Here is a 12,763-nt window from a genome sequence, read left to right on the forward strand (position 1 = left end):
ATAAATCATGGCTACAATTGCAGCGACCGAAGAGACAGATCCAGAACTAAAAGATGTGTCTGGTTTTGACAAAGCGGCAATCCTACTTTTAAGTTTGACTGAAGAAGACGCCGCGGGCATTTTGCGCCAGCTTGAACCCAAACAGGTTCAAAAAGTAGGTATGGCAATGGCGGGCATGAGCGATTTTACGCAAGAACGTATTACCGCTGTTCACAAACTGTTCCTAGCCGACATTCAAAAGTACTCTTCCATCGGTGTCGACAGTGCAGACTTTATTCGCAATGCATTGACCAAAGCATTGGGCGAAGACAAAGCTGGAAACTTAATCGATCAAATTATTTTGGGCGGCGGTTCAAAAGGTATGGACTCGTTGAAGTGGATGGATGCGCGCCAAGTAGCAAGCATCATTCAAAACGAGCACCCGCAAATTCAAACCATTGTGATGTCATATCTCGAACCAGAGCAGTCGGCAGAAATCATGTCGCAGTTCCCAGATAAAGTGCGTTTAGACTTAATGATGCGTATTGCCAATCTCGAAGAAGTGCAACCCGCAGCACTGCAAGAATTGAATGAGATTATGGAAAAACAATTTGCTGGCCAATCCGGTGCTCAAGCGGCCAAAATGGGCGGCTTGAAAGCAGCGGCCAACATTATGAATTACCTTGATACTACTATTGAGGGGCAGCTCATGGACATGATGCGCGAAAGCGATGAAGAAATGGCGCAGCAAATCCAAGACTTGATGTTTGTCTTTGAAAACCTCATTGATGTTGATGATCGAGGGGTACAAGCACTGTTGCGTGAAGTACAACAAGACGTATTGCAAAAAGCATTGAAAGGGGCTGATGATCAGCTTAAAGAAAAATTCTTTGCCAACATGTCGAAGCGTGCAGCAGAACTGCTTGCAGATGACTTAGAAGCTATGGGACCTATTCGTGTCAGTGATGTTGAAGCTGCACAGAAAGAGATTCTGTCCGTTGCTCGCCGCCTAGCAGATTCAGGAGAGATCATGCTCAGTGCCGGTGGTGGCGATGACTTTGTATAGGGGTTTATAGATGAGCTCTGAGCCGCTAGATTCGCATTCAAAGCCAGCTTTTGACGAAACAGAAGCTGAATTGCTTGAGCGTTGGGCTATTCCTGATGTAACTCTGGAATCAAGTAGCCAGCGTTCGAATGCTCTGAACGTGCAACCTCACGCTTCAGTTGTTGATGCTGAAACAACTGAAGAAGAGCATGAAGAGCCGGTTGCAATGACGGCTGAATTACTTGAAGAAATTCGCCAAAGCGCTTATGAAGAAGGGTTTGAAGAAGGTAAAAAAGACGGCTTCGAGGCTGGACACGCCGAAGGCTTAGAACAAGGCAAAGCGCAAGGTCATACAGAAGGTTGCGAAGCTGGCTACCAAGAAGCATTGGTAAAAGGCCAGGCAGAAGTTGAAGAACGAACTACCAGTTTAGAAGCGCTCATGCGAGCACTGCATGAGCCACAGCAGCAAATCGACCAGGATGTTGAGGCGCAGCTCGTCAATTTAGTCACACAACTGAGCGAATCTGTGGTTCAGCATGAATTGGTGACTAACGGTCGGGTTATTTTGCACACATTACGACAAGCCGTTGAGTTGCTTCCTTTTCAGCAACAGCGAGTGCGTGTGCAGTTGAACCCATCAGATTTAAGCCTCATTCACGATGCCTATTCAGATGAGCAGATTAAACAGCGCGGTTGGATGTTAGAAGCTGAGCCCGACTTAGCCATTGGGGATGTTCGACTCCTCACAGAGCATTCTGATGTCACCATCGATATGAAGGAGCGTCAGCAGCGAGTCAATGAGCTCTTTTTAAGCCAGTTAAATCATCACTTAAAAGCAACATCACAGCCGCAAACAGAAGTCGCTCCGAACACAAATTCTTCCGATCCATCCCGCTCACCTAGTTCCAAATCAGGCTCGCAAGATGAAACTCTCGCTGAGTGATCGCTTAAAGCGATACGAGCTGGGCGTTCAATCCTTAGCCCCCGTCATGGCAGGCCGCCTTACCCGTGTGGTTGGTCTCACGTTTGAAGCCGTAGGTTGCAGAGCCGCAGTGGGAGATGTGTGTGCTGTTGAAGTTGAAAGCGGCACCATTAAAGCCGAAGTGGTTGGATTTGATGGAGATACGCTCTATTTAATGCCTGCCGATGATGCCGTTGGTGTGGTACCTGGAGCGCGCGTGGTGCCCATGGGGAAATCTGACGGAATTCCAGTGAGTATGGCACTGCTCGGTCGTGTCATTGATGGCACGGGAAAACCGCTCGATGGTCTCGGCCCTATTTATAGTCAAAATCATGTGTCTGGACGCGCTAAAGCGTTTAACCCATTATTACGGCGTCCCATTGCTCAACCTTTAGATGTTGGGGTCAGAGCCATCAACACGATGAATACCGTGGGTCAAGGACAACGAATGGGGTTGTTTGCGGGATCTGGTGTAGGTAAAAGTGTGCTCATGGGAATGATGACCCGTGGAACTTCTGCCGATGTGGTGGTGGTTGGACTCGTTGGAGAACGGGGACGAGAAGTTAAAGAATTTATCGATGAAATTTTGGGACCTGAAGGCCGACAACGTTCTGTTGTAGTGGCAGCTCCAGCAGATACCTCATCATTAATGCGCCTCAAAGGTTGTGAAACCGCGTTATCGATAGCCGAATATTTTCGGGATCAGGGCTTGAACGTGCTTTTGCTGGTGGATTCGCTCACTCGTTATGCTCAAGCACAACGAGAGATTGCTTTGGCTGTTGGTGAACCCCCAGCCACAAAAGGCTATCCGCCTTCGGTATTCGCAAAATTGCCTCAACTGGTGGAGCGCGCCGGTAACGGTGGCGAAAATCAAGGCTCAATTACTGCATTTTTCACGGTTTTGACCGAGGGTGACGATCTGCAAGATCCGATTGCAGATGCAGCACGCGCTATTTTAGATGGCCACGTTGTACTCTCTCGTCGTCTTGCTGATTCTGGCCATTATCCAGCGATTGATGTAGAAGCATCGATTAGTCGTGTGATGCCCCAAGTTACCAGTGATGAACATTTGATGTGCGCGCGTATGGTGAAACAAGTTTATGCTGCGTACCAGTCTAATCGAGATCTCATCAACATTGGTGCTTATAGTCGTGGAGCCGATCCGAAAGTTGACGCTGCGATCGAGTTCTTGCCTCAGATCGAAGGCTTTTTCCAACAAAAAATGAAAGATGTGACACCTTACGATAGTAGCCTCCAAAACTTGGCTGAACTTGCTGCCAAAATGAGCCAACGATTAGGCGGGTTTAACTAATGGCACAAATCAAGCAATTACAAATGATCGTGAGTATTCGCCAAGAAGCCGAAAACAAAGCTGCACGAATGATGCAGGAGTCTAAACAAGCGCTCGACATGCAACAACAACAGGTTCAAACGTTGCGAGATTATCGCAATGACTACCTCAAAAAAATGATATCTGAAAGTGCTGAAGGGCTCACAGCGCAAAGCTACGGACATTACCACGGCTTTGTTACTAAGCTCGATGACGCTTTAGGCAGAGCCGAACAGTCAGTCGCTGTGGCCCAACAAGTATGGCAACAGCGCCAACAAGTTTGGATCGATGCCCGTGCTGACACCAAAGCCATTGAGATGTTGATCGAGCGAGAAGAAATGATCATCGCACAGCAAACTCAACGTCGTGAGCAAAAGCAAATGGATGAATTTGCATCCATGCAGTTTGCCCGCCGCCGCTCAACTTAGTGCAAACTATTACCTGACGTTTTGGCTTGAAGCTGATATTCCTTAGGCGTATGCCCTGTGTGCTTTTTGAATACTGTGGAAAAATATGTAGAGTTGTTGAAGCCCACCTCGAATGCAGTATCAGTCACTGATTTTGACAACAAAATGTCTTTAGCTTTGTTGATTCGAACCTCGACCAAGTATTGGTTAATGGTTTGCGATGTGACATTTTTGAAGATCTTCATTAAATGCGAGCGGCTTGCACTCATCTCTTCCACTACATCGCGAATGCTCACATCTTCATGATAATGCGTGAGAATATAGGATTTTATCCGGTCTACCAATACTTTCTCAGCCCCAGCATTTGGTTCTGATCTGAAGGACTCGGTAAGATGCGCAGCTTCGACCAATAGAATCTCAGAGATCGCATGAATAGTTTGAGCCTCAGAAATACTGATTCTTTTTTGCTCAAGTCGTTCGATACGTTCAGCAGCACTGCCACTGTTGAAAATCACAGCATCAACCATCATAAACAATATTTCTTTGGCTCGAATTTGATAAGTGGCTAAGTCACCGGAGGTAAACTTTTCCAACGTGTCAGCAAGCTCTGTAACTCTGCTGTGAATGATCCCTGCACTGCCGGTTTGAACCGCTTGCAACAAGGCTTCACGTTCTCTAAAAGGATAAGATTCATTGAACTTAACAGGGTAGTAGTTCGCAAACCCTACATTCTTGGGGGCTGAATACTGAGCAATCGCTAAGTTATTTTGGTGCTCAGAATGAAGTTTTACTTTGTCATTGAGCAATTGAATATCTTGGTAGACGGCCCATGCCCAAATGATAGCTGTCAAACTACAGCCACCGTAATAAAGTCCCCAATGATTCAAGTTGCTGCCTATACCTATCGCTAAACAGAACGCAACGACGCCATAGAGGTAAGTATTCACTTGCGGCACTGCATTTCGCTTTATGAGCCACAGGCTAGGTAGCAGCAGTTGCAACGAAACAAGCAAAACTTGTGCGCTATGGACCGTTCGATCACTAATATTGTGGAGCTGAAACAACCACGGAATTTCATGGCTTTGGTAGTGATACAAAGGCGTAGCCAGCACAAACAGTACCGACCAGCTAATACCAAGAAGTACCGATGGAAACGCAATAGTCCGAGTGATTTTTACACGCGATTGGATCAGTAAAGCTAAAAGTAATGACGGAGTTCCGATACTAAAAAGGACGATATTTCGGAATATATCGAACCAGCGTTTGCTTTCGCCTAAAGGCGTTAAATTTAGAGTCGGCCCCAACAAAAACAAAATAAAGCAAATGAGGAATGTGGCGTACAGAGCAAAGGTGCGGCCAAACCTGCCACGAACAATAAAAAAGTATACAAGCACCATTGCAAAGATATTAGCAGAGGCAAATGGCACGACCGCCCGCAAAAAAACATCCCAGTTCAAAGCAATATCGTTCATAAAAACTTCAGACTCCCTGCGCTTTTGAGGCTCAACTATGTTGTCTGTGCCTCGTAAAATCAACGAATGTTTGATCATTCTATGAGGCGGTTCAGAACTCTAAAAATTATCTTGCTGAATGTGCCACTCAGAACACTTGTATGAGGTTGTTTTTCTTTATATTTTTTAAGTTAAATTCCATCTTAAGTTGTTGTTATTTATGTTTTTGCTGTTTTTCTAAAATTCGTTTGGAGGATTGTTAATGCGCTTTTGAATTTTACGCTAGAAACTATTGAAATCGCCATGTTGTGACTCACACAAGTTAACTAGCTTAGGTTGAATGAATATGTTGTATGGAAGAACAATACAGAAAATTTTCTTTGTATTGTGCGCTTACCTTGGGGCCTGCTGTGAAGTTTTAGCGGCTCAGCCGAACATCCTATTGATCATTTCAGATGATGCCGGTTACCACGACTTTGGTTTTCAAGGCAGTCGTACCATGAAAACACCTCATTTGGATGAATTAGCTGCGCAAAGTGTAGTGTTTCGCCAGGCATATGTTTCGGCAGCCGTATGTGGTCCGTCTCGAGCGGGCTTATTCACCGGAAAATACCAACAACGATTTGGTTTTGAAGAAAATAATGTACCTGGCTACATGAGCGCCTCCGGTTTAACTGGGGAAGATATGGGGCTACCACTCACAGAAACCACCGTTGCAGATCATTTGAAAGGTTTAGGGTATGCAACGGCGTTGTTTGGCAAATGGCATCAGGGAGATGGTGACCGATTTCACCCTACGCGTCGTGGATTCGATACATTCTACGGGATGCGAACCGGAGCTAGGAGTTATTTCAGCTACAGCGAGGAGGAATTAGCCCAGCGTAAAAATGAGCGCATGGAGCGCGGTTTTGGTCACTTCGTCGAACACCAAGGTTACTTGACCGATGTACTCGCAGCCGAAACTAACGCTTTTATGGAGCAAAGCGTAAAGGATGGAAAGCCATTTTTCACCACGCTCTCGTTTACTGCGGTGCATGCACCAATGGAAGCTAAACTGGACGATCTGGCTGCTTTTCCTCATTTAACCGAACCTAGAAAAACACTCGCGGCGATGAATCTAGCGATGGATAGAGCTGTTGGGAGTGTGATGTCGAAACTCGATGCACTTCATATTGCACAGAACACGCTCGTTGTTTTCATGAACGATAATGGTGGCCCTACAGACCAAAATGCGTCTAACAATTACCCATTAAGTGGTACCAAAGCGACCCATCTCGAAGGGGGGATTCGAGTTCCCATGCTAATGCGTTGGCCACAACAAATTAGTATGGGTAAAACGTATCGTTTCCCTGTGTCATCGCTTGATTTATTTCCAACATTTGTTGCAGCAGCAGGTGGAGATATTGCTGAAATGAAGGAGCTTGATGGTGTCGACCTAATGCCTTTTGTTCAACAAGAGTCGCAGCTCAGGCCGCATCAAACCCTGTATTGGAAAAAAGAGAATCGTGCAGCCATCCGCGACATAGACTGGAAAGTGATTCGTTATCCAGACCGTGTTCCAGAGCTATATGACTTATCAACCGATGTTTCTGAATCACATGACGTTGCCGCGCAACACCCGCAGATCGTCAATAAATTGTTGAAGCGTTTGTTTGCATGGGAGCTGACATTGGAGCGTCCTTTATGGCAACTCAAACGAGAATTTGAAGGAAGTGCAATTCAAAGAATGGATGAATTTCGAAATCACACGCCAGATAAATCGATGAACTAAGTTGGAAATTGAAGTATGAAAAAATTGAGTTATACAAAGCAAATTGCAATTGCTGTCATGGGATATCTCAGCAGTTTTGTGGCGTGTGCCGAAGAAAATGAAAGGCCAAATATTGTTCTGATCTTAGCGGATGACCTTGGCTATAACGATGTGGGCTTTACGGGTGAAACTGAGATTCAAACGCCGAATATTGATCAATTGGCGAGCGACGGCATTATTTTCAAAAATGGCTATGTGACGCACCCGTATTGCGGCCCTTCGCGCGCGGGTTTGCTGACTGGACGCTATCAAGCGCGCTTCGGCATGGAAAACAATGTGTCGTATGCGCCAGATGATAAATATATGGGCTTACCCGTCACCGAAACAACGTTTCCAAAGCGCTTGCAAGTAGCTGGCTATGAAACGGCTGTATTTGGAAAGTGGCACCTGGGTGGCGCGCCTCACTTTCAGCCTAATAATCGTGGGTTTGATTACTTTTATGGCTTCTTAGACGGCGGCCATAACTATATGCCCGGTGAGGCAACGGTTGGCGGTGGTGGATACCTATTGCCCTTAATGAGAAACAAAGGCGTTGCCGAGTTTGATGAATATCTGACGACGGCATTGAGCAATGATGCTGCAAGGTACATTCAGCAGACTTCGGATAAGCCATTTTTTATGTACATGTCATACAACGCACCGCATGCTCCGTTGCAAGCCCCTCAATCATACATAGATAAATATAGCCATATTGAGAATAAACAACGGCGTATTTATGCGGCCATGGTTGATGCGATGGACGACGGGATTGGCACGCTGATTAACGCATTAAAAGAAGCGGGAAAGTTTGATAATACATTGATTTTCTTTTTATCAGACAATGGCGGTGTGTACCCAGAAGAATGGCTGCCTACGTTCTCTTGGGCGGATAACACCCCTTTTAGACGCGGTAAAGTAGCGTTGCTAGAAGGCGGTGTTCATGTGCCCTTTATTGCCCACTGGCCTAACAAAATTAAAAGAGGCCAAACATTTGAGGGGCTCGTTTCATCGTTAGATATAGCGGCTACATCAGTTGCACTTGCGGGGGCTCGAAACGGTGATTTAGACGGCGTCGATTTGGTGCCATACGTCACCGGACAAAAACGTGGAAGCCCGCATCATGCTCTGTTTTGGCGGCTGGAGGAAGCAGCCAATATTTATGCCGTTCGGACCATGGACGCAAAGTACATGAGACAGCCGCTACCTAATGTGGGGAGAAGCTACTTTGATATGTTGGCAGACCCTTACGAAACAGAAAATTTGGTGGATCAGTATCCAGAGAAACAGGCTTATTTAGCAGAGCTGTGGAATGAATGGAATTCTAAGAATGTGAATAGTGTGCTGTATCAGTCTTGGGAATATAAAAAAGCGGTGAGTGACTTTTATGAAACTCTCCACCAAAAAAATGTACGTGAGGCGAAGCAAACGCCCACTTATAAAATTGAGTAATTTACAGCCAAACGTCCTCATACCATTTAATTGTTTTGTTGATCTCGCTTGCATACTTTGTGCGGTGCAAGCGTTTTTTAGACTTCTATTCAAGGCAACCGAGTTCTTTTCTCTTCTACCACCATATGAATGGTATGAACCTTGCTTTTACTCTGTCTAGTTAATTCTATTCGTCTCAAAATTTGAGGCGCTTACTATTGGGTAAGGGTAAATACATGCTACCAATTTCTTCGTTAAATGGTTCTGCAGATGCATCGAGTGCGTATAGAGATGCGTCGTCTGAAAATGGCGATGGAGGATTATTCGCTAGCCTTTTTAATGAGTTAGATCTGTCTGAGTCAGAGGCGGATGGCATTGTACAAATGCTGCAAGGCGAGCAAGCGGAGCAGTTAGATTTATCGGGGCTTTCACCATCAGAATCGGTCAATCAATTGTTGAATTGGCTCAAACAGCAACAAGAACAAGGCAATCAGTTGCCACTTGATGCCGAAACTATGGCGCGAGCAGAAGATATCTTAGGGCTAATAGCCGAGTACGATAATGAAGCCCCTGTCATAAGCGACGAAACTGAGCTGGCACAAGATGAAACGCAAGTAGAAGCAAAAGAAGAAGATTCAAATCGAACAGCGCCATCTTTTATAGCTAAAGACAACGATACCGAGTCTATGCGGCAAGCACTTGCCTCGCTCATCCAGCAATTGAAACTGTCGGAGGCAGAAGCAAAGGCTCAGAAGGAAGATACTGTGACGGATGCAGAATCGGGGCGGAGCTTCAAAGAGTCCCAATCAGATCAAGCAAAAGCTTCAAGTGTATGGAATGACCTACAAATGACTTCGGCCGAGCTGAAAAGCCAAACCAATTCAATTGGTGGGGTGGAGATTGGTGATGCTCAAAATATGCTGTCAGATATTCCGTCAAAAATGGCACTCAACACGGATGGTCAAATAGATGAAAACCTACTAGAACAAGAAGAACTATTGCCATCGGCACCCAAAAAGGCCTCTGAAATTTTATCGCCTCCGACCGCCAAACATGATCCGCTTCAGCAAATGTTCCAACGAGAACTTGCGCAGCTTCAACCCAACGATATGGCCCCTGTTGATGAAGCAGTTATTGAAGACGAATTGCAGATTCAATCTAAAGTCAATGGTCAACAACCGGTTTCAGAGCGAGCCTTGGCTGATCTCAAACCGATAGCGGTTACCGCCGTTGAAAGTAAAGCTTCAGGTCAAATCGATCAACAGTCAACGGATGACAGCAGCAAGCCCAATATGCTCACAAATAAGGCCGAATCAACACAAGGTGAGCCCGGCACTTCAGACCAAGAACTTGCACAAAATACAGCGGGCAAATTTAATGTGAAAATTGGCAGTTCCAAAGAAGAATCCCAACTGGCTTTTTCGGAAAAGCTTGCCAAAGAGCAGCTGAATATTGCTCAAACGCGAGATAGCCAAACCCATTCAGTATCACCAACGCGTGCGCCTGTTGAAGGCCAAGCGGTTCCATCGGAATCTAATCCAGCGGCACTTGTGATTAATGGTAAAACTGAAACGCAATTGAAAACGGACTTGAAACAAGCTGAAGCGACGAAAATCAACGATGATGCAGAACAGTTCGATGCTGATTTAGCCGCTGATGATGGTTTGGCAGATGATGCAGAGCAACGTCAACAACCACGCCACAGCGCCGGTAATATTTTTGCTTCGGTTGCCACTGGGCAAACAGCACCGGACTCTTCCATATCAACAGGGCAATTTTCAACCTCTATTTCTCAAGCTCAACAAGCCGTTGTTAATGTCGCTGCTGCGCCTCAATCAATGGCGGCAGAACTAGCCATAGTGGAAGAGAAAATGCAGCTTCTGCAAGACAAGCTAGCACCTATTTTGGGCCAACGACTTATGATGATGATGGATAAGAACATACAAACCGCAGATATTCAGCTCGACCCGCCCGAGTTGGGGAGCTTAATGGTTCGGGTTCAAGTTCAAAATGATCAAGCTCAAGTGAGTTTTGTGGCCCAAAATGCTCAAGCCAAAGATGCCATCGAGCAAGCCATGCCGCGCTTAAAGGAAATGCTGCAACAACAAGAAATGGAGCTTGTGAATGCCAATGTTTCCTACCAGCAAGGTGATCGTGGTGGACGAGATCAGCAACAGCAAGGTTCTCATGCACAAAATTCACAGCAACAAGTCGAACAAGACATTGCACAGGTATCACAACCACAGCAGATAATGTTGAAAGCAGGGCATGTAGACTTCTACGCTTAAGCTGGGCTGTGATAACCTTGTCGCCGTCACTGACCAAATATTACGGAATTATATAAAATGGCTGAAGAAGTCGAATTAGAGGTAAAACCCGCAAAGAGCAAATTACCTCTTATTATTGCAATTGTTGTTGTTTTATTAGTCGGAGGTGGCGTTGCGGCCTACTTCTTGCTTGGTAACTCTTCAAGTGACGGGGAATCGTCAGCAGCAGAGGCAGCTCCTGCAGCTGCTGCAGCATCGGCAGAGTTAGGTGATGCTTTATATGTAGCGATGCCCCGACCTTTTGTATTTAGTGTACCCGGGCAAGGCCGTGAGCGTTTAGTTCAAATTAAGGTTCAGCTTTTGGTACGAGGGCTAGATGCCGAGCAGCTAGCCAAAAAACACATTCCTCTGGTTGAGGGAACATTGCTCAAAACTTTTAGTTCTTCAACCGCCGAGGAACTGGCTTCACTAGCTGGTAAAGAACGAGTGCGAGAGCAAGCACTGAGCGATGTTCGTCAATCCTTCCTTGATGTTGAGGGCAAAGATGTCGTCGAACAAGTACTCTTTACCGGCTTTGTTTTGCAGTAAGGTGTAATCGTGAGCGATCTGTTATCACAAGATGAAATTGATGCGTTATTGCATGGCGCAGAAGATGTTGAAGAAGAGGAAGTCGAGGAGGGCGCTGGTGAAGGCGTCATGGAATACGACTTCTCCTCTCAGGATCGAATTGTTCGGGGTCGTATGCCGACCCTTGAGATTGTGAATGAACGTTTTGCTCGCCACATGCGAATTAGCCTATTTAACATGATGCGTCGTTCGGCTGAAGTGTCGATTAACGGCGTTCAAATGATTAAATTTGGCGAATACGTCCACACATTATTTGTACCTACATCATTAAACATGGTTCGGTTTCGTCCGCTTAAAGGAACGGCTCTGGTCACCATGGAAGCCCGTCTTGTATTTGTGCTTGTGGACAACTTCTTTGGCGGCGATGGCCGCTATCATGCAAAGATTGAAGGTCGCGAATTTACGCCTACCGAACGCCGAATTATTCAAATGCTGCTCAAGCTTGTATTCATCGATTACAAGGAAGCATGGGCGCCGGTGATGGATTGCGAGTTTGAATACCTAGACAGTGAAGTGAATCCATCAATGGCGAACATCGTCAGTCCAACGGAAGTTGTTGTGGTGTCCTCGTTTCATATCGACCTCGATGGTGGTGGTGGTGATTTTCATATTGCCATGCCGTATTCAATGCTTGAGCCCATTCGCGAGTTGCTTGATGCAGGTGTTCAAAGCGATAAGGAAGACACTGATTTGCGCTGGGCTATGGCTCTGCGCGATGAAATATTAGATGTCCCCGTTGGTCTTCGTGCAAATTTGCTCGATACCGAAGTATCGCTGCGCGATATTATGGACTATAAAGCGGGCGATATTATTCCTGTCGAAATGCCAGAAACTGCAACCGTGTTTGTTGAAGAGCTGCCGTCTTATCGGGCTACGGTTGGTAAAAGCAATGACATGTTAGCATTGAAAATTAAAGAAAAAATAAAACGGCCGAGCGGCGTGAAGAGCGAACTCGCTCTGGTGACGCGCGGCGGTGTCCGGATCGATGGGCAAGCTGACATTGAGCGCCTAGAAGATACGTTGAATGAGGACGACCTATGAGCGACAACGAAAACGAAAATGAAGCGGTAGACGATCAGGCTATGGCCGACGAATGGGCCGAAGCTCTTGCGGCGCAAACGTCCGATGGTATTGATAATGCAGCGCTAGATGCGCAGCCCGCAGATCTTCAAGATTTCTCAGAATTTGACGATGACGCGCCTATTACACAGGCTGATAAGAAGCGCTTAGAAGGTATTCTAGATATTCCCGTGACCATTTCGATGGAAGTGGGGCGTAGCAAAATTAATATTCGCAATTTGTTGCAGTTAAACCAAGGATCTGTTGTTGAACTGGATCGAGTGGCGGGTGAACCCTTGGATGTATTAGTTAACGGTACGCTGATCGCGCATGGTGAGGTTGTTGTGGTGAATGACAAATTTGGTATTCGCTTAACCGATGTGATCAGTCAGACCGAACGCATTAAAAAGTTGCGATAAT

11 protein-coding genes are annotated in these 12,763 nt (G+C 46.0%); 10 read left to right on the plus strand and 1 reads right to left on the minus strand.

Annotation, left to right across the window (positions count from 1 at the left end):
- The first annotated feature begins 7 nt into the window (after nucleotides 1-7).
- Genes fliG through fliJ form a run of 4 tightly spaced genes read left to right on the plus strand, consistent with a single transcriptional unit; the run spans nucleotide 8 to nucleotide 3,743 of the window.
- On the plus strand, nucleotides 8-1,045 hold the full coding sequence (gene fliG, locus NAF29_RS04650) for a flagellar motor switch protein FliG (RefSeq protein ID WP_251260335.1): 1,038 nt from the start codon (nucleotides 8-10) through the stop codon (nucleotides 1,043-1,045).
- 10 nt (nucleotides 1,046-1,055) lie between these two features.
- Nucleotides 1,056-1,967, plus strand: coding sequence for a flagellar assembly protein FliH (locus NAF29_RS04655; protein WP_251260336.1), 912 nt, complete (start codon nucleotides 1,056-1,058; stop codon nucleotides 1,965-1,967).
- Nucleotides 1,948-3,297, plus strand: a complete 1,350-nt coding sequence (gene fliI / locus NAF29_RS04660) for a flagellar protein export ATPase FliI (RefSeq protein ID WP_251260337.1) — start codon at nucleotides 1,948-1,950, stop codon at nucleotides 3,295-3,297. Before NAF29_RS04655 ends, fliI begins: the two co-directional genes overlap by 20 nt.
- Nucleotides 3,297-3,743 carry a flagellar export protein FliJ gene (gene fliJ / locus NAF29_RS04665; protein WP_251260338.1) on the plus strand — a complete coding sequence of 149 codons (447 nt, stop codon included), beginning with the start codon at nucleotides 3,297-3,299 and terminating at the stop codon, nucleotides 3,741-3,743. The genes fliI and fliJ overlap by 1 nt, the downstream gene beginning before the upstream one ends.
- Here the strand turns inward: fliJ and NAF29_RS04670 are convergent.
- Nucleotides 3,740-5,194 carry a helix-turn-helix transcriptional regulator gene (locus tag NAF29_RS04670; RefSeq protein WP_251260339.1) on the minus strand — a complete coding sequence of 485 codons (1,455 nt, stop codon included), beginning with the start codon at nucleotides 5,192-5,194 and terminating at the stop codon, nucleotides 3,740-3,742. The two genes, fliJ and NAF29_RS04670, sit on opposite strands and share 4 nt — an antisense overlap.
- Before the next feature lie 325 nt (nucleotides 5,195-5,519).
- On the opposite strand from NAF29_RS04670, the gene NAF29_RS04675 reads away from it, so the two are divergent.
- From NAF29_RS04675 to fliN, 6 genes are all read left to right on the plus strand, one after another.
- Nucleotides 5,520-6,944: a sulfatase-like hydrolase/transferase gene (locus tag NAF29_RS04675; protein ID WP_251260340.1), complete on the plus strand. Its 1,425-nt coding sequence runs from the start codon at nucleotides 5,520-5,522 to the stop codon at nucleotides 6,942-6,944.
- A 15-nt stretch (nucleotides 6,945-6,959) separates the two neighbouring features.
- Nucleotides 6,960-8,411 (plus strand): sulfatase family protein, encoded by a 1,452-nt coding sequence (locus tag NAF29_RS04680; RefSeq protein WP_251260341.1) that lies wholly within the window; start codon nucleotides 6,960-6,962, stop codon nucleotides 8,409-8,411.
- A gap of 215 nt (nucleotides 8,412-8,626) precedes the next feature.
- Complete coding sequence (locus NAF29_RS04685) at nucleotides 8,627-10,678, plus strand: flagellar hook-length control protein FliK (protein ID WP_251260342.1); 2,052 nt, start codon at nucleotides 8,627-8,629, stop codon at nucleotides 10,676-10,678.
- Between the two features lie 57 nt (nucleotides 10,679-10,735).
- A complete protein-coding gene (fliL, locus tag NAF29_RS04690; protein ID WP_251260343.1) occupies nucleotides 10,736-11,245 on the plus strand; it encodes a flagellar basal body-associated protein FliL in 510 nt (169 codons plus the stop codon).
- Nucleotides 11,246-11,254: 9 nt separating this feature from the next.
- Complete coding sequence (fliM, locus tag NAF29_RS04695; protein ID WP_251260344.1) at nucleotides 11,255-12,325, plus strand: flagellar motor switch protein FliM; 1,071 nt, start codon at nucleotides 11,255-11,257, stop codon at nucleotides 12,323-12,325.
- Complete coding sequence (gene fliN / locus NAF29_RS04700) at nucleotides 12,322-12,762, plus strand: flagellar motor switch protein FliN (RefSeq protein WP_251260345.1); 441 nt, start codon at nucleotides 12,322-12,324, stop codon at nucleotides 12,760-12,762. The genes fliM and fliN overlap by 4 nt, the downstream gene beginning before the upstream one ends.
- Nucleotide 12,763 lies beyond the last annotated feature (1 nt).

Source organism: Echinimonas agarilytica (assembly GCF_023703465.1).
Classification (GTDB): Bacteria; Pseudomonadota; Gammaproteobacteria; order Enterobacterales; family Neiellaceae; genus Echinimonas; species Echinimonas agarilytica.

Bases quoted from the DNA above. Each gene is read 5' to 3' on its own strand.
- NAF29_RS04655 (WP_251260336.1), top strand. From the start codon at position 1,056: ATGAGCTCTGAGCCGCTAGATTCGCATTCAAAGCCAGCTTTTGACGAA.
- fliJ (WP_251260338.1), top strand. From the start codon at position 3,297: ATGGCACAAATCAAGCAATTACAAATGATCGTGAGTATTCGCCAAGAA.
- NAF29_RS04685 (WP_251260342.1), top strand. From the start codon at position 8,627: ATGCTACCAATTTCTTCGTTAAATGGTTCTGCAGATGCATCGAGTGCG.
- NAF29_RS04670 (WP_251260339.1), bottom strand. From the start codon at position 5,194: ATGAACGATATTGCTTTGAACTGGGATGTTTTTTTGCGGGCGGTCGTG.
- NAF29_RS04680 (WP_251260341.1), top strand. From the start codon at position 6,960: ATGAAAAAATTGAGTTATACAAAGCAAATTGCAATTGCTGTCATGGGA.
- fliG (WP_251260335.1), top strand. From the start codon at position 8: ATGGCTACAATTGCAGCGACCGAAGAGACAGATCCAGAACTAAAAGAT.
- NAF29_RS04675 (WP_251260340.1), top strand. From the start codon at position 5,520: ATGTTGTATGGAAGAACAATACAGAAAATTTTCTTTGTATTGTGCGCT.
- fliL (WP_251260343.1), top strand. From the start codon at position 10,736: ATGGCTGAAGAAGTCGAATTAGAGGTAAAACCCGCAAAGAGCAAATTA.
- fliI (WP_251260337.1), top strand. From the start codon at position 1,948: ATGAAACTCTCGCTGAGTGATCGCTTAAAGCGATACGAGCTGGGCGTT.
- fliN (WP_251260345.1), top strand. From the start codon at position 12,322: ATGAGCGACAACGAAAACGAAAATGAAGCGGTAGACGATCAGGCTATG.